Source organism: Pectobacterium sp. IFB5596, assembly GCF_021432585.1.
In the GTDB taxonomy this organism is placed as follows: domain Bacteria; phylum Pseudomonadota; class Gammaproteobacteria; order Enterobacterales; family Enterobacteriaceae; genus Pectobacterium; species Pectobacterium punjabense.
Map to the genome: position 1 here is coordinate 393,669 of NZ_LXFY01000012.1, position 15,575 is coordinate 409,243.

The window sequence follows — 15,575 nt, forward strand, 5'->3', positions numbered from 1 at the left end:
CGTCACGCCACACAGGCAGCGAGTGGTAACATTTTATCTCTCTTCACGACATTCATTTTTCTTATTCTTTAATAAGAACCTTCCTAATATCGATTAATTCATCGAGAATAATTAAATTAAATATAATAAACAAATAGCAAAATTAAATATAAAATAATAACAGACTAAATTAAATAACCTGATTAACCTCAACAATTTCGACGAATTATTATTCACTTTATATTCCTTGCTATATACTTCCTCTCGATGCGCAAGGACTCCCTCTTTATTTATTCCAAATAAAGAGAAAAAATATCCGTTTAATTTACAAGGAAAAACACATGTTTAAGTATTTAACACCGATATTTTTATGTACGGCTGCTTTTTCTTTTCAGGCTCAAGCTGATGACACCATGCTGATGCTGCTGAAAAAAGACAATGCCACCTATTTAAGCTGGTCTACCGATGCAGGTAATTTAGTTCGTCAGGATGTGTATCGCAGTACCAGTAATAATCAGGCTGGCAGCGAAAAAATCGCAGAGCTCAATTCTACCGATAGAACCTTTACCGATTTAACCGCCAATCCGAATTCGGAATACTGGTATTGGGTGGATACCGTTAGCGGCAATAATAGTGTCCTGAAATCTAATGCCGCTTCAACGGCACCAGCACCACTGCGCGCCGCCTCACTGAAGGCAGCCAGTTCAGAATGTAAAGCGGGAGCGGTAATTAAAGATAAAACCGTCGACTGCGGTGGTATTACTCTAGGTCTGAGTTGTAGTGGAGACAGTGATAAACAGCCTCCTGTTATCACGCTGGAAAATGCGACCATCAAGAACTTGCGTATCTCTGAAAAAGGCGGTTCTGACGGTATCCACTGTAAATCAGGCAACTGCCGTATTGAAAACGTGATCTGGGAAGACGTTTGTGAAGATGCAGCAACCAACCTGGGTAAAACCATGACCATCGTCGGCGGTATTGCACATAACACCACCAATGGCCCTGGCGGCAAGCCGGACAAAGTGCTGCAACAGAATGCCAAAAACAGCCACACGATCGTACAGGGTAACTTCACCCTGACTGGCCAACACGGCAAACTGTGGCGTTCTTGCGGTGACTGTACCAACAACGGTGGCCCACGCAACCTCACTATCATCAGCGCAACCGTTAACGGCACCATCGACAGTATCGCTGGTGTAAACCGCAACTTTGGTGATGTCGCTGAAATCCGCGATCTGCGTATTAAAAACTATAAAGCTGGCACTCCTAAAGTATGTGAAGAGTTTAAAGGCATCGAAAAAGGGAAAGGAAAGACTGAGAAATATGGCGAATTCTGGGATAGCAAGAACTGCAAAGTCAGCCGTTCAAGCGTAAAAGCCCTGTAACTCAGCCAGTAGAACGCACTCCTCTGGGGTTCTTTCGCATCAAATGCCAACAGACCGTGCTTATTCCAGCACGGTCTGTTTCATTTCATCAGCCCTGCTGCAATTCGGTAAACCGTGTGCGCTTCAGCGCCAGCTCAACACCGCGCAGTTCCGCCAACCCTTTCAAACGACCGATTGCCGAATAGCCAGGATTGGTTTTCTTTTTCAGATCGTCCAGCATCTGATGCCCGTGATCTGGGCGCATAGGGATTGGCCGGCGATCGCCCGCCTTCTGACGCCGCAGTTCCTCGGCCAGTATGGCGTCGATGATCGCCACCATGTCCACATCTCCCTGCAAATGCGCCCCTTCATGGAACGAGTTAGGATTGTCTTCACGGCAGGTGGCGCGCAGATGGGTGAAATGCACGCGATCGGCAAACGTTTCCAGCATGTTAACCAGATCGTTATCTATCCGCACGCCGTAAGAACCCGTGCAAAAGGTAAAGCCGTTATGGAGGCTGTCGACCGTCTGTTTCAGCCAACGCATGTCGTCAATGGTAGACATCACACGCGGCAGCCCAAGGATCGGACGCGGTGGATCGTCAGGGTGAATAGCAAGGCGAATACCGGCAGCTTCCGCGACGGGCACAATTTCACGCAGGAAATGACCAAGGTGCTCGCGCAGTTTGGCATGGTCGATACCATCATATTCCGCCAGACGTCCACGGAATTGCTCCAGCGTATAGCCCTCTTCAGATCCCGGCAGGCCTGCAATAATATTGCCGGTCAGACGTGCAATATCCTCTTCGCTCATACCACGGTAGTAGTCAGCAGCCTGTGCTTGCTCATTCGCCGTATAATCTTTTTCGGCACCATTACGTTGCAGGATATGTAATTCAAAGGCCGCAAAGGCAATATGATCGAAACGTAGCGCTTTTGAACCATCCGGCAGCACATATTCCAGATCGGTTCGCGTCCAGTCCAGTACAGGCATGAAGTTATAACACACCGTATCAATGCCACACTGCGCCAGATTTCGCAGCGATTGCTGATAGTTAGCAATATGCTGTCGATAATTCCCCGTTTGGGTTTTGATCTCTTCATGAACCGGCACACTTTCGACCACCGACCACACCAGCCCTTTCGCCTTCAGTTCGGCTTTGCGCTTTTCAATCTCCTCAACCGACCAGATTTCGCCATTGGGGATGTGGTGCAATGCCGTCACCACGCCGGTTGCTCCCGCTTGTCGAACATCATCCAGTGAAACAGGATCGTTCGGACCGTACCAACGCCAGGTTTGTTCCATACCGAGTTACCCTTTTTTGCCAAGTGAGATGGTTGTTTTCGTCACTTTTTTCATCAATAAATGAGAGAAAGCCTACCTCACCGGGGCAGACTGTCAAACGAAACGTGCAAATTGATTGACCAATTACACAAAAAATCCGTTTTTTGGACTAATATCTTGCATAAATAGGCGATGGAAATGAAAAGTACGTCAGGGATGGATTATTTGGTCTGACATCTTTCTCTCCGTACATCGGTATGATGTCAGAGAGAAAATCCACACAGAAAAGAGGATAACGGGGAAATTAAGATTCCAGGCGGGAGGGAACGGACTCGAACAGGTAGCCGTCAAAGGCCGGATCGTCCACATTCGAGATTTCCAGCAGTTTAATTTTTACGTTCTCCAAATGCTGCCACATCGCCTGACGCGCCATGTTCACATCACGACGGGACACGGCTCGCAGGATCTGTTCATGATCGTCCAACCACTGGCGTTGATAGCTGAAATCATCAGTATGGGAGTGGATTCCCTGCCACATTGGGCTGCGCTTACGTGCTTGCCAAACCTCATACACCATATTGGCTAAGACGCTGTTTTGAGTAGACTGCGCCAGCAGGCAATGAAATTGCTCATCAGCGCTTTCATCCACGCTCCCGTTCTCAAGTGATGTCCTTTCTTGTTCAATGGCTTGTCGCATTTTCACAATGTCACTTTTAGTCGCTTGCATCGCAGCAAATGCGGCTACCTCACCTTCCAGCAGTTGACGCGCCTGCATCAGCTCGAAGGGGCCATAGCCGCTGTCTACCACGCTATCTTTTCCCTGCGTAGTCGGGAGTTGCATGACATAAACGCCAGAACCTTTGCGCACTTCAATCAGCTTTTCCAACTCCAGCATAATCAGGGCTTCACGCACCACGCTACGGCTAACGTTGTAGGTTTCAGCAATATCACGCTCAGGAGGCAAGCGATCGCCAATCTGATAGTTTCCTTTCAGAATTTCCGTGCGAAGATTGTCGCCAATCTGCTGATATAAACGCATACCGCCATCCCTTTATTCAACATCGGCCATCGCAATATTGGCCTGACCAAAAAACAGAAAAAACGCCTGATTTGTCCGAAGTATAACATGAAGCCCCACGTCGCAAACCCTAAAGGCAGCAGGTTACCTTTTCAATGCGCTTCACCGCGCCGCACGTTGAGCGCCATGCTTGCCAAATAATTTCAGATATAGTGTTGTCGAACCGCCATATCCCGTTCGCTATCACGTTGATGTTGCCAGCAGGCAAGGAGAATAAATGACAATAAACGTATTCCGGTTCGTTTCGTTGCCAATCTGGAGACGGGTGATGGTAGGTTTATTCGCCCTCGCGGGCGTGCTTTTTATCGTGGGATGCAACAGCAATCCACGTGATATTACGCCATTAGGACAACCGTCATTCGAGCGCTATCAGCAGGAAACAACACGCTGGGTAGAGCAGCATCGCGCCGTCCAAACCACAGATAAGCAGTTGGAATTACGCTGGAATACGCCCAGTGAAACCCGTCCTGCGGGTCAACCGCGTAAGGCGATTTTATTGGTCCACGGACTGGGAGATTCCCCCGGTTCGTTCATTGACATCACGCCGAAATTGGTCGAACAGGGATTTCTGGTCAGAACCGTTTTACTACCAGGGCACGGCACGCGCCCCTCCGATCTACTGCACGTCACCGTTGATGACTGGCGCAAAGTGGTCGCCGAGCAGGCAGCCATCCTCAGTAAAGACGTTGATGAAGTCTATCTGGGCGGCTTTTCCACCGGCGGCAATCTGGTACTCGAATACGCATCACAACATCCTGAAATAAAAGGCCTGGTGCTGTTTTCACCCGCGATTAAATCCAACGAAAAATACGATTTTATGACACCGCTGCTATCCGTGTTTACCGACTGGCTGATGCCACCGCGTCCCGGCTACCCTGAACAACTGGCGACTCGCTATATGCGCGTGCCGACCAACGGTTTCGCCCAATATTACTATTCCAGCAGCGGTGTTCGTTCACAGCTGGCCAAAAAACCTTATGACAAGCCAGTGTTAATCGTTCTGGCGGAGCATGATTCTGTCGTCGATACGACTTATATTGCCAACATGTTCGATACCCAGTTTACCAACCCACGCAGTCGTCTAATCTGGTATGGCGATCGCCCTGCGGGTATCCATTCTTCACGCATGTTAGTGCGTACTGGCTCCTTGCCTGAATGGCGTATCAGCCAACTCTCACATATGTCGCTCCTATTTTCACCAGAAAATACGGAATACGGCAAAACAGGCTCAATCATTATTTGCGCCAACGGACAAACCAATAACGACTTGAAGGCCTGCGAGGATCGCAGCACGCTGTGGTATTCCGACTGGGGATATATCGAAAACGGTAAAACCCACGTACGCCTGACCTTCAACCCGTATTTCGACTGGCAAAACCAGATCATGCTCAACGTATTGGACGCGCAATAGCACAAATGTCTCCCTAAATACGTCGAGTTGCGGGACAAAACGTTAACGTTTTGAACAACGCACCTACGGCTTGAAGTATGGCGGGCATTGTCATCATTTGGTCATCAAGGGCGGGTATTTTGACGTAAAGATAAATCCGCCCAAAGATTAACCATGATCGCCATGCCCGTTCCTTGCGCCCGACCACTCCTCCGGGGTACACCGGTGGCGCGAGATCTTTGTATTCCTCTGCCGGATGTTTCTCCTGACACCGACAATGCCACCGTATTGCAGTTGTTCAGTAAAAATAAAGAATGGGTCAGCCTGCCTGTCGTCGAGGATGGACGCCCTTTTGGCTTAATCAACCGCCACATTTTTCTCTCCCAAATGTCCCGTCCTTTTTATCGCGAACTGTATGACAAAAAGAGCTGCATCGCGTTTATGGATAAAAACCCGCTGATTATCGATGCGCTGGCGTCGTTAAACGACGTCGCCGATCAAACGGTGATCACCGGTGACAAATCGCTAACGGACGGCTTTATGATCACCGAAAATGGGCGTTATATCGGTATCGGACTCGGCATTGATCTGATCAAGGCCGTATCGGATATGCACTTACGCCAACATCAGCAGATTATGCAAAGCATCGAATATGCCAGCGTGATTCAGGCCGCGATGCTGACAACCTCAACGCAGGCGATGTCTCGTTCTCTGGCCGATTGGTGCTTAGCCTGGGAGCCACGGGACTGTGTCGGTGGTGATTGCTATGCCTTTAAAACCTATCAAAACGGCTGGCTTGCCGCCGTCGCAGACTGTACCGGGCACGGAGTACCTGGCGCATTTATGACCTTAATTTTCGCTTCTGCATTGGAACAGGCGCTGACCCAGCACGGCCCCATGCTGCCCGCGCAGTTATTACAGGCGATCAATCGCCATATCAAAGACACGCTGGGACAACGTGACGAAGCTCGCCAGCTTTCTACCTCTAATGACGGCTGCGACGCGATGCTGGTGTTCTGCGACATGACGCGCAACACGCTGACATTTTCCGGCGCACGGATGCCTGCATTTATGCTGCAAAACCAGACCGGGCAACTGACGCCGCTCCAGTGCGATCGAATGGGTATCGGCTATACCGAAACGCCTTATGACTACCAGTGGTCAAGCTACGAACTGCCGCTGCATGACAATGATATGTTTTTCACCACCACGGATGGGTTGACGGATCAAATTGGCGGAGAACGCAGGATTATGTTTGGGAAACGGCGGTTACAAGAACATCTCCAGCACTATCAAAACCAGCCAATGCGTGAATTGGCTAACCAACTGCTATCAGCACACAAGATCTACCAGGGCGATCAGACCCGACGAGATGATTTAACTTTTTGGGGCTTCCGACATTGTTCGACTTTTGTTTAATCAGGTAGGCAGAATGATGCCAGACATCAAATACACCGAGTTCTTTTCGCCCTCTCCTCAGCATGACATCACGCTGTATTACGTGGGCTATTTTTCACAAAATATCATCAGTTCACTGGCTGAAACCATGAGGCTACAACTGGAGAAAAAGCAGCTTCCCGCCGGTATCCGTCGCCGACTGTTCTCTACATTCGTGGAAATGGTACAAAACATCACTCGCTATTCCGCTGCACAGTTAACCGCGTTCGATCACCCCATTGAGGTACGTCATGGCTCCGTGTGCTTGGGTTACGAAAATGGGAAATACTTCCTGTTATGCGCCAACCCGGTAAGCCCCGACGATGTAGAGAAGCTACGGGGGCGTCTTGAACCGCTGCGCGGTATGACGCTTGATGAAATCCGACTCGCCTACAAAGTCTCTCTGCGCGATGAAACCCCATCATCAAGCAAAGGCGCGGATATGGGTCTGTTGACCGTCGCACGTGATGCCAGTGAGCCACTCCAGTTTACGTTTCGGGCCGACGCATCAACGGGGCTATCTACGTTTTATCTGAAGGCAATCATTTGACATGAAAAATATAACGACCATAAGCAACCTCCATATTTCGGGGACATCCTGTACCCCGACTGTTGATTTTCACTTTGACACACACCGTCTTTATCTTTCTGGCGAATCTTATCCTGAGAATGCAGCGGCGTTTTATCGCCCGCTGCTCACTGAGATTCAGGCATATCTACACAGACTGACAGTCTGCGCGGAAACCATGTCACCCGATGAGGTACTGCCGAGTATCGAAATACATGTATCCCTGATTTACTTCAACAGCTCCAGCACCAAAATGCTGTTCAGTTTGTTCAACCTGCTGAATCAGGCTGCGGAACAGACATTATCGATTGCGCTGTATTGGTATTACGACAAAGACGATGATATTGCAGAAGAATTTGGTGAAGAACTCCACATCGATTTCCCTGCCCTGACCTTTCACAGCACGATTTTGAGTGATAATCATGAGCACAATTGACTTGTTTACACCGGAATACGACATTTTGCTCGCCGCACGTAACATCGCTAACCAGCAGGAGAGGCCTGCTGAAGTCTATCGCGATACGCTGCTGGCATTAACCGACCATTACCAGCGGCTGGTACGAGAGTCGCATCGCCTTATTTCACGCAGCGATAGGGCGGAGAAAGAGCTGAATCGCCTAAATGCACAGCTCAACAAGTTGGCGGTCGAACTGGAATACAAAGCCAGCCACGATCCGTTGACCAGCGTGTATAACCGCGGTGCGATTATTGAACGCATAAACCATGCACTGGAACGCAACCAGGCGGCGCTCATCGTGTTGGATATCGATCACTTCAAGCAGGTGAATGATACCTATGGCCACCCGACTGGCGATGCCGTGATTTGCGATCTGGTGTCACGTGTGCAACACGTCCTGAGTACCACAAACAGCATTGGTCGCGTGGGTGGCGAAGAGTTCACCATTCTGCTGGAAGGGCATACGCTCATGCAGGCCGTCGCCCTCGCCAGCCAACTCCATCACGATCTCAACAGGATGCCGCTCAGCGTACTCCCACAGCAGCGCGTCACCGCCAGTTTTGGCGTCAGTTGGGCGCCACAGAAGACCAGCTTCGATGCGCTATACGGTGCAGCGGACGCCGCGCTCTATCAGGCCAAAGAAAAAGGAAGAAACAGAGTGGAGTTTCAATAAGCCGCAGTCTGAGCGATTGCCGTCGCTCTGGCTCACGGCCATAATAGTGGGTATCGGCTCATCCGAGACAGATTCCTCCTATGCGATTCGATTTAACCGATCTCCGACTGTTTCTCAATATTCAGAAAGCAGGCAGTATTACCGGCGGCGCAGCGGCGTCCTGCTTGACTGTACAAGCGGCCAGCGAGCGAGTTCGAGGGATGGAAGAAGAACTGGGTGTAGCGCTATTGCTGCGATCAAAGGCAGGCGTTTCGCTCACCGACGCAGGGTTTTCGCTGGCACACCATGCCCACATAATCCTGCGGCAGGTAGAACATATGCGCAGCGAATTACACCAATATGGCAGAGGGCTACGCGGCCATATACCGCTATTGTGCAATTCTGCGGCACTGAATGAATATTTACCGATTCTGCTGGGCCGCTATCTCGTTGTCTGTCCGCAAATATCCGTCGCGGTGGATGAAAAACTCAGCCGCGATATCGTCGATGCCATCCGCAACCAAACTGCCGACCTCGGCATTGTCGCCGATTCCATTGCACTCGACGGGCTAGAAACCCGACCATTTCGCAGGGACGAACTGGTCGTCGTCGTTCCAAAAAATAGCGCATGGACTGGGAAGAAACGACTAAGCCTTTCTGACATCGCTGACGCCGAATTTATCGGGCTTAGCGAAGGTGCCGCATTGCAGGAACACATCGATGAACATGCCAGAAAGTTGGGGAAACGCCTGAATTATCGCGTACGTCTTGCCAGTTTCGATGCCGTCACGCAGGTAATTCACAGCGGTATTGGCATTGGTATTCTTCCGCGACATGCCGCACAGCGCATGATGGAGCGGCTAGAGATTCACACCATTCCGCTGTCAGACGAGTGGGCGACGCGCAATCTGGTTATCTGCGTTCGCCAGTTTTCCGCGCTGCCCGGCTATGTTCAGGATTTTGTCGCGTTCATTACCGCAGAGCATGCGGATTAGGCCAGCCCGCGTGCCGCCATGTATCCACCCAGCGCCATCAGCCCGATAAAGAAGCAGCGCCGGAAAACCTGCTCGCTAATCGCGTGGCGCAGGCGTTGTCCTATAATCATACCCAGCAGCGCAGGAATCAGCGCCAGCAAAGACTGCCAGAGATCGATATTCTGTAATCCCATTCCCCGCGTGAGTTGTAACGCCAGCCCCAGCGTAGAGACGGTAAACGCCAGCCCCAGCGCCTGCACCAGATCGTTTTTATTGAGCCGCAGGCATTGCAGATAAGGCACAGCGGGAATCACAAAAACGCCTGTTGCCGCCGTGATTGCGCCAGTGAGGTAGCCCACCAGCGGTGAGAGCCAGATTTCATGACGCCCCGGCTGCGGTAAGGTCGTCGCCACAATGCCCCACAGGCCATAAACCACCAAAATGCCGCCGAGCGCTGCGTTCGTCCATGACGACGATGACGTTAGTGCGGGTAGTCCGTTCCATAAGGTTCCAACCATAATGCCAACAAATAGCGTCCAAAACCGCTTAATCAGGCTGAGAAAGGCGGGGCCGCAGGCAAGTTGCCAGATGTTGGTCACCAGTGACGGAACGATCAGCAACCCAGCCGCACTGGCGGCGGGCATCGCTAGCGTTAACAGACCCATAGCGATCGTCGGTAACCCCAGGCCAATCACGCCTTTCACCACACCAGCCAGCAGGAACACCACCATCATCGTCGTCATTTATCGCCTCAGTTTGTTGCGCCATAGGAAGAACTCTACGCAGGAATAGTCCAATGAGGGCACTACTGGTGTCTATGCGGATTGTATTGAGGTTGATTCAGGGAAAATTTGAGGTAGAGGGAGGATTGAGAGTCTTGGAGTCACATCTTTATGCATAATGCATATGCAGGCTCAGAGGCCGTTTCGTGCGCCACAATATCGTTATTCTCATGCTACCTCGTAGCACGCGCCCGACGCAGGGCGCTCAGTCGCCGCCGCCCTGCGAACCCTGGCTTCCGGCTAAATTATGTCGCTACGCGATGCCTTCGTCGGTATCAGGCTTAACGGACCGCTTACGACACGCTCCCTGCGTGGCGCAAGCTTGAGCCGCGTCCATGCGGCTCATCCTAAGCCTGCTATCTCCTCAGCATAATTTCTTACGCCGGATAACGGCAAACCTCACTTACGTCCCTGCATTATGTAAGAGACAGCCCCTGAGAATGGGGCTGCCACACCAAGCAGATATCTTAGTCACGCTGGTCTTAGCGCGCGCGGCCTACAGCCTCACCGAGTTGCCATACGGCCATCGCATAGTGCGTGCTGTGGTTGTAGCGCGTGATGGTGTAGAAATTCGGTAATCCGTACCAATATTGGTATCCCGTGCCGATGTCCAGCCGCAGCAGGCTGGCTTCACTGTATCCCGCCAGCGAATGCTGTGGCGTTAACCCAGCGGCCTGGAGTTCAGTGAGCGAATAGCGGGTATTAAAACCATTCGCAAGCAGCGGTGCCTGACCGTTTGCCTGCACCGCGACAGGCGCACCCTTCACCCAGCCGTGAGCTTTGAAATAATTGGCTACGCTGCCAATTGCGTCCACCGGGTCCCACAGATTGGTATGCCCGTTGCCATCAAAATCCACCGCGTAATTCTTGAAGGATGAAGGCATAAACTGCCCGTAGCCCATTGCGCCAGCATAAGAGCCGCGCAGGCTGAGCGGATCGTTGCCTTCCTTACGCGCCATCAGCAGAAAGGTTTCCAGTTCGCCCGCAAAGTAGTCGGCACGTCGCGGGTAATCAAACGCCAACGTAGCCAGGGCATCAATGATGCGCGTTTTCCCCATGACCCTGCCCCAGCGAGTTTCAACGCCAATAATGCCGACGATGATCTCAGGCGGAACGCCGTAAATGGCCTGGGCACGCTGTAGTGCATCCTGATATTGATTCCAGAACGCCACGCCGTTCTGCACATTATCTGGCGTAATAAACTGATTGCGGTAACGGTTCCAAGCACCGTTCGGCCCCGAAGGGGGACGCGATGTCGGAGCTTGCTTATCCATCAGGCGGATCACCCAATCCAGGCTTTTCGCCTGAACCAGCACATCATGCAGTTGCTGACGATTAAAACCGTGCTCCAGCACCATTTTATCGACAAACCGGGCAGTAGCCGGATTGGTCGCGAAATCGCCACCGAGCGGATGCACATTGTGCGCAGGTTCAAGTAGAAAACCACCGCTGAAAGGATTACCCGAAGGTGCTTCTGCCGGAGGGGAGGACGGCTGACTGCTACAGGCCGAGAGCAAAACAAGCAGAGGGAGAAAACGAACCAGATGACGCATCAGATATCCGTATAGCCAGGTAAGAAATCAATATCAGCTATGGTAAAGGATTGTCTGATGTGAAAAAACCAGCCAGAGGTGAAAAAGTGCCGCGCGCCAACCAGAGAGGAGACTGACGCGCGCGTCATCACATCAGGATCAGTTTTTCTTCACAAACTCAGATTTCAGCTTCATCGGTCCAAACCCGTCGATTTTACAATCAATATTGTGATCGCCTTCCACCAGGCGAATCCCTTTCACACGGGTGCCAATCTTCAATGGCGTCGAACTGCCTTTAACTTTCAGGTCTTTAATGACCGTTACCGTATCGCCGTCCGCCAGCAGGTTGCCGTTGGCATCTTTTACCACTAAAACGTCATCCTGTGCCGCTGCATCACCCGCCGCCGACCACTCATTTCCACATTCAGGGCAGTTAAGCATTTCGCCTTCTTGCCAGGTGTATTCAGAACTGCATTTTGGACAATGAGGTAACTGTTGCATGATAAACTCCTGAAAAATTCACAATAAAAAAGCAATAAATATCATTAGTTAACTACCCTATTCTCGACATTTTACCCTTTCATGCACATTTTTGATAGTGAAGCAGTGTTTATCGTGACTTTACTGCCCGCCTGACGTGGTTTCTCGCCTTGTTGCCAGAAACGCGAGTAACCCCTCTTGGGTGAGCGCTTTGGAATACAGCCAGCCCTGCGCATAGGCAACACCAAGATTTTTCAGATAGGCTTCCTGAATCGGGGTTTCGACGCCTTCGGCAACAATTTGTTGGTTAAGGCAGTGTGCCATGCTGACAATATGCGACAACACAATGTCGGTGGGGGAATGGTTATTAATATTCCAGACAAAAGACTTATCGATTTTGAGCGTATTGGCTTTGACCCGTTCAAGATACGACAGCCCGGCATAGCCAGTACCAAAATCATCAATCGCGACATCAATGCCTTTCTGTTGATACATCTCCACCATCAGCCCAGCTTTTTGTGGCTCGATCATTGATGACTCGGTTAATTCAACATTGATACTCGCCCCTTCAAGATCGTGTGCAGCAATATGCTCCACGAGATAATTGAAAATGGAAATATCTTCAAATTCCGCAGCCTCAAGATTGATGGAGACAAACATCTCAGGGTAAGTTTTCTTCAGTACGCAGGCCGTTTGGATCGCCTCATCAATGACATATAACGTCAGTGCTTTCATCAATCCCGTCTGACGCAGCATAGGGATAAACGAGTCCGGCATAATTACGCGTCCGTCTGAATGATGCCAGCGAATCAACGCTTCACACCCTACAACCTGAGCGGTATTCAGTGCAATAATCGGCTGATAATACAATTCAAACTCTTTTTGCTTCAGCGCCTGATTAAGAACATAGCGCGGGCTCTGAATAGTCAGCGTTCGTCGGGAGATCAACGCGGAAAGCAGCAGGGAAAGGAGAAGAAAAAGAGGCAACGCGGAGAAGAAAATCGTCAGATAACGTGCGGTACTCACAGGTTTATCCGCACTCACTACCAGAGCAAGATCGCTGTTTGATAGCGGTTTCAGGACATAATATTTATTATCAATATAAAATCTATCGGTTCGATTTTCTCCCGTTATCAGGCGAGAAAAAACACCGTCACCGATCGAATCCGACAAGATAACCTGCCCATCCTGTTTTTTTCTTTCCAGCAACGCACTCTGAATATTATGGCTATAGGAGGGAATATCCAGAAATGAGCGCGGATTCAACACCACAAGGTGATGCGTTGCGCCAACATAAATCATTCTCTTATTGCGGTTCAGCGGGCTTTCAACGTTATACCACACCCCATAGGCGTTTTTATAAACAAAATCGGGAGCAGGAAGAAACATCGTATTAATGTCGTTCAGCATCGAAGAACAGCGAGGCCGATTCCCGTCGATATAGACGATATCCTGGATGTAATCATTATCGAAAGCCACTTTGCGGAGCACATTGAGGTGGGGGGTATCGCAATAAGGCAAACGGTATTCTTCTAAATTATCGAGTGCAGAGGTCGCCTGCACCATTATTTCGCCAGCGTGTTCAAGCGTGAGGTCAGAAAACGTCTCCACATCCTCTTCAAACTGTTTGAGGGTGAAAGTCGAATGGAGCTCAAGTACCAACGCAAAAAGCGAAACCAGAATAAAAAATAGGCTGGCTGATAATAAGAAAAAACCTTTCTTAAAATAGAGCGTTTGAAAATAGGCTAACAGGTTTTTTCTCATAGGGAGAGCGACGTATCATCATCACGAGAAATCCAACATAGCACACAACGCTTCCCCACAATGTATGGATATCCTAAATAATTATAATTTCAGGACCTTGATAGCCGTCTGACTTGGCGTGCCTCCACGGCATAAGGCCAACAGACTTATTTGACCCTCCATTTTCTTTAAAAAACAGCAAGTTGCTTTCTACCCCGTTTATCGTGTCGATATCTCGCCGTGATTTAATTGTAATGAGAACCATTATCATATTAACATAGCGTCTATTATTTACCGCCGATATGCGTTTCTACTTTCTGACCATGATGTCTGACCACGCCACCACTTCTGCTGAATTGACGCTCGAATCGCTCTACGGTTCACATCACAGTTGGCTGAAGCACTGGCTGACGGGCAAACTCCAATCTTCTTTTGATGCCGATGATATTGCTCAGGATACCTTCCTGCGTGTGATGAACGGCGAGTCTCTCACTGCAATCCGCGATCCCAAATCCTTCCTGTGTACCGTTGCCAAACGCGTGATGGTCGATTTGTTTCGTCGCAATGCGCTGGAAAAAGCCTATCTGGATAGGCTGGCGCAGTTGCCGGAGGCGCTTGTACCCTCGCCGGAAATCCAGCAACAGCAGCTTGAGACGCTTCAGCAGGTGGATGCCATGCTCGATGGCCTTAACCACAAAGCACGGCAGGCATTTCTACTTTCCCAGCTTGACGGAATGGCCTACGGTGAGATTGCCGCACGGCTGAGCGTCTCCGTCAGCTCAGTTAAAAAGTATGTTGCCAAAGCCACGGAGCATTGCCTGCTGTTTCGTCTGGAGCACGGGCTGTGAGTCTTCCACTGACCGATTCTCAACGTCAGGCGCTGCGCTCTGCCTCGCACTGGTATGCGGTGCTGAGCGACGAACGCGTGAGCCCGCAGCAAACCGAGAAATGGCAACGGTGGTATGAACAAAATCAAGACCATCAATGGGCCTGGCTACAGGTAGAAAGCCTGCGCAGCCAGATGAACGTCGTGCCAGGCAACGTCGCCCACCGCGCGCTTCAGGATACTCAACTCACCCGTCGCCGCGTGATGAAAGGCCTGCTGCTGCTGTTAAGCGTGGGCGGCGGCTGGCAGCTTTGGCGTTCTGACGCCGGAACAGGCCTGCGGGCGGACTATACTACGGCGAAAGGTGCGATCCGCCAGCAGCGTCTGGCAGACGGCACGCTGCTCTCGCTTAATACCGACAGCGCCGTCGATGTTCGTTTCGATCCACAGCAGCGGCGCATTCATCTCTGGTACGGCGAAGTCGCGATAACCACCGGACAGGACTCCAACAATCGCCCTTTCTACGTGCAAACACGACAAGGGCAACTGACCGCACTGGGCACTGAATTTACAGTACGTCAAGAAGAAGGCAGTACGGTACTGAGTGTGCAACAACATGCGGTGAAAGTGGTACTGGCAGACAATCCGACTCAAACACGCATCGTGCGTCAGGGCGAAAGCCTGCGCTTCAGCGCATGGGAACTGGGTGAAACCCAATCCGCAGATGAAGAAGATAACAACTGGACGCAGGGTATTCTCAGCTTCAGCAATAAACCGCTCGGCGAGGTGATGGAAACGCTCTCGCGTTACCGTCACGGCGTACTGCGCTGTAGCCCAGAGGTCGCAACGCTACGGTTAAGCGGCACCTTTCCGCTGAAAAATACCGACACCGTTCTACACGTGATTGAGAAAACCCTTCCGGTTAAAATTCAGTATATTACGCGTTACTGGGTCAACATCCTTCCCGCAAACTAAACGATAACGAAAAAAATTATCATTCTTGATTGTCCTTTTTCTCCCTCCCGTTC

15 protein-coding genes are annotated in these 15,575 nt (G+C 50.6%); 9 read left to right on the top strand and 6 right to left on the bottom strand.

Features of this window, described 5'->3' with window-relative positions:
• The first annotated feature begins 320 nt into the window (after positions 1-320).
• Positions 321-1,364 carry a pectate lyase PelI gene (pelI, locus tag A6301_RS11470; RefSeq protein WP_107168800.1) on the top strand — a complete coding sequence of 348 codons (1,044 nt, stop codon included), beginning with the start codon at positions 321-323 and terminating at the stop codon, positions 1,362-1,364.
• 88 nt (positions 1,365-1,452) lie between these two features.
• Here pelI and uxuA read toward each other — a convergent pair whose 3' ends face one another.
• Positions 1,453-2,649 carry a mannonate dehydratase gene (uxuA, locus tag A6301_RS11475; protein WP_107168799.1) on the bottom strand — a complete coding sequence of 399 codons (1,197 nt, stop codon included), beginning with the start codon at positions 2,647-2,649 and terminating at the stop codon, positions 1,453-1,455.
• A gap of 283 nt (positions 2,650-2,932) precedes the next feature.
• Positions 2,933-3,667: an FCD domain-containing protein gene (locus A6301_RS11480; protein WP_205541453.1), complete on the bottom strand. Its 735-nt coding sequence runs from the start codon at positions 3,665-3,667 to the stop codon at positions 2,933-2,935.
• Positions 3,668-3,923: 256 nt separating this feature from the next.
• Between A6301_RS11480 and A6301_RS11485 the strand changes: the two genes are divergently transcribed.
• From A6301_RS11485 to A6301_RS11510, 6 genes are all read left to right on the top strand, one after another.
• Entirely contained in the window at positions 3,924-5,117 is a 1,194-nt protein-coding gene (locus A6301_RS11485) for a carboxylesterase (RefSeq protein ID WP_234257804.1), read from the top strand.
• A gap of 153 nt (positions 5,118-5,270) precedes the next feature.
• On the top strand, positions 5,271-6,515 hold the full coding sequence (locus A6301_RS11490; RefSeq protein WP_234257805.1) for a SpoIIE family protein phosphatase: 1,245 nt from the start codon (positions 5,271-5,273) through the stop codon (positions 6,513-6,515).
• A gap of 13 nt (positions 6,516-6,528) precedes the next feature.
• Positions 6,529-7,083 carry a SiaB family protein kinase gene (locus A6301_RS11495; RefSeq protein ID WP_205541446.1) on the top strand — a complete coding sequence of 185 codons (555 nt, stop codon included), beginning with the start codon at positions 6,529-6,531 and terminating at the stop codon, positions 7,081-7,083.
• Between the two features lies 1 nt (position 7,084).
• Positions 7,085-7,537: a DUF1987 domain-containing protein gene (locus tag A6301_RS11500; RefSeq protein WP_107168794.1), complete on the top strand. Its 453-nt coding sequence runs from the start codon at positions 7,085-7,087 to the stop codon at positions 7,535-7,537.
• Positions 7,524-8,231, top strand: coding sequence for a GGDEF domain-containing protein (locus A6301_RS11505; protein ID WP_107168793.1), 708 nt, complete (start codon positions 7,524-7,526; stop codon positions 8,229-8,231). Before A6301_RS11500 ends, A6301_RS11505 begins: the two co-directional genes overlap by 14 nt.
• Positions 8,232-8,311: 80 nt before the next feature.
• Positions 8,312-9,205 carry a LysR family transcriptional regulator gene (locus tag A6301_RS11510; protein WP_234257806.1) on the top strand — a complete coding sequence of 298 codons (894 nt, stop codon included), beginning with the start codon at positions 8,312-8,314 and terminating at the stop codon, positions 9,203-9,205.
• Here the strand turns inward: A6301_RS11510 and A6301_RS11515 are convergent.
• The 4 genes from A6301_RS11515 to A6301_RS11530 form a co-directional block, all read right to left on the bottom strand.
• Positions 9,202-9,927, bottom strand: coding sequence for a sulfite exporter TauE/SafE family protein (locus tag A6301_RS11515; RefSeq protein WP_234257807.1), 726 nt, complete (start codon positions 9,925-9,927; stop codon positions 9,202-9,204). The genes A6301_RS11510 and A6301_RS11515 overlap by 4 nt on opposite strands.
• 521 nt (positions 9,928-10,448) lie before the next feature.
• The gene (mltB, locus tag A6301_RS11520; RefSeq protein WP_107168791.1) at positions 10,449-11,519 is read right to left on the bottom strand and encodes a lytic murein transglycosylase B; all 1,071 of its coding nucleotides are present in this window, start codon (positions 11,517-11,519) and stop codon (positions 10,449-10,451) included.
• A gap of 138 nt (positions 11,520-11,657) precedes the next feature.
• Positions 11,658-11,999 (bottom strand): zinc ribbon domain-containing protein YjdM, encoded by a 342-nt coding sequence (locus tag A6301_RS11525; RefSeq protein WP_010285776.1) that lies wholly within the window; start codon positions 11,997-11,999, stop codon positions 11,658-11,660.
• Positions 12,000-12,119: 120 nt separating this feature from the next.
• Positions 12,120-13,742 (bottom strand): EAL domain-containing protein, encoded by a 1,623-nt coding sequence (locus A6301_RS11530; protein ID WP_234257808.1) that lies wholly within the window; start codon positions 13,740-13,742, stop codon positions 12,120-12,122.
• A gap of 305 nt (positions 13,743-14,047) precedes the next feature.
• On the opposite strand from A6301_RS11530, the gene fecI reads away from it, so the two are divergent.
• Positions 14,048-14,569, top strand: a complete 522-nt coding sequence (gene fecI, locus A6301_RS11535) for a ferric citrate uptake sigma factor FecI (RefSeq protein ID WP_107168789.1) — start codon at positions 14,048-14,050, stop codon at positions 14,567-14,569.
• Complete coding sequence (gene fecR, locus A6301_RS11540; protein ID WP_234257809.1) at positions 14,566-15,522, top strand: ferric citrate uptake sigma factor regulator FecR; 957 nt, start codon at positions 14,566-14,568, stop codon at positions 15,520-15,522. The genes fecI and fecR overlap by 4 nt, the downstream gene beginning before the upstream one ends.
• Positions 15,523-15,575: the final 53 nt, after the last annotated feature.

Bases quoted from the DNA above. Each gene is read 5' to 3' on its own strand.
- pelI (WP_107168800.1), top strand. From the start codon at position 321: ATGTTTAAGTATTTAACACCGATATTTTTATGTACGGCTGCTTTTTCT.
- uxuA (WP_107168799.1), bottom strand. From the start codon at position 2,649: ATGGAACAAACCTGGCGTTGGTACGGTCCGAACGATCCTGTTTCACTG.
- A6301_RS11480 (WP_205541453.1), bottom strand. From the start codon at position 3,667: ATGCGTTTATATCAGCAGATTGGCGACAATCTTCGCACGGAAATTCTG.
- A6301_RS11485 (WP_234257804.1), top strand. From the start codon at position 3,924: ATGACAATAAACGTATTCCGGTTCGTTTCGTTGCCAATCTGGAGACGG.
- A6301_RS11490 (WP_234257805.1), top strand. From the start codon at position 5,271: ATGATCGCCATGCCCGTTCCTTGCGCCCGACCACTCCTCCGGGGTACA.
- A6301_RS11495 (WP_205541446.1), top strand. From the start codon at position 6,529: ATGATGCCAGACATCAAATACACCGAGTTCTTTTCGCCCTCTCCTCAG.
- A6301_RS11500 (WP_107168794.1), top strand. From the start codon at position 7,085: ATGAAAAATATAACGACCATAAGCAACCTCCATATTTCGGGGACATCC.
- A6301_RS11505 (WP_107168793.1), top strand. From the start codon at position 7,524: ATGAGCACAATTGACTTGTTTACACCGGAATACGACATTTTGCTCGCC.
- A6301_RS11510 (WP_234257806.1), top strand. From the start codon at position 8,312: ATGCGATTCGATTTAACCGATCTCCGACTGTTTCTCAATATTCAGAAA.
- A6301_RS11515 (WP_234257807.1), bottom strand. From the start codon at position 9,927: ATGACGACGATGATGGTGGTGTTCCTGCTGGCTGGTGTGGTGAAAGGC.
- mltB (WP_107168791.1), bottom strand. From the start codon at position 11,519: ATGCGTCATCTGGTTCGTTTTCTCCCTCTGCTTGTTTTGCTCTCGGCC.
- A6301_RS11525 (WP_010285776.1), bottom strand. From the start codon at position 11,999: ATGCAACAGTTACCTCATTGTCCAAAATGCAGTTCTGAATACACCTGG.
- A6301_RS11530 (WP_234257808.1), bottom strand. From the start codon at position 13,742: ATGAGAAAAAACCTGTTAGCCTATTTTCAAACGCTCTATTTTAAGAAA.
- fecI (WP_107168789.1), top strand. From the start codon at position 14,048: ATGTCTGACCACGCCACCACTTCTGCTGAATTGACGCTCGAATCGCTC.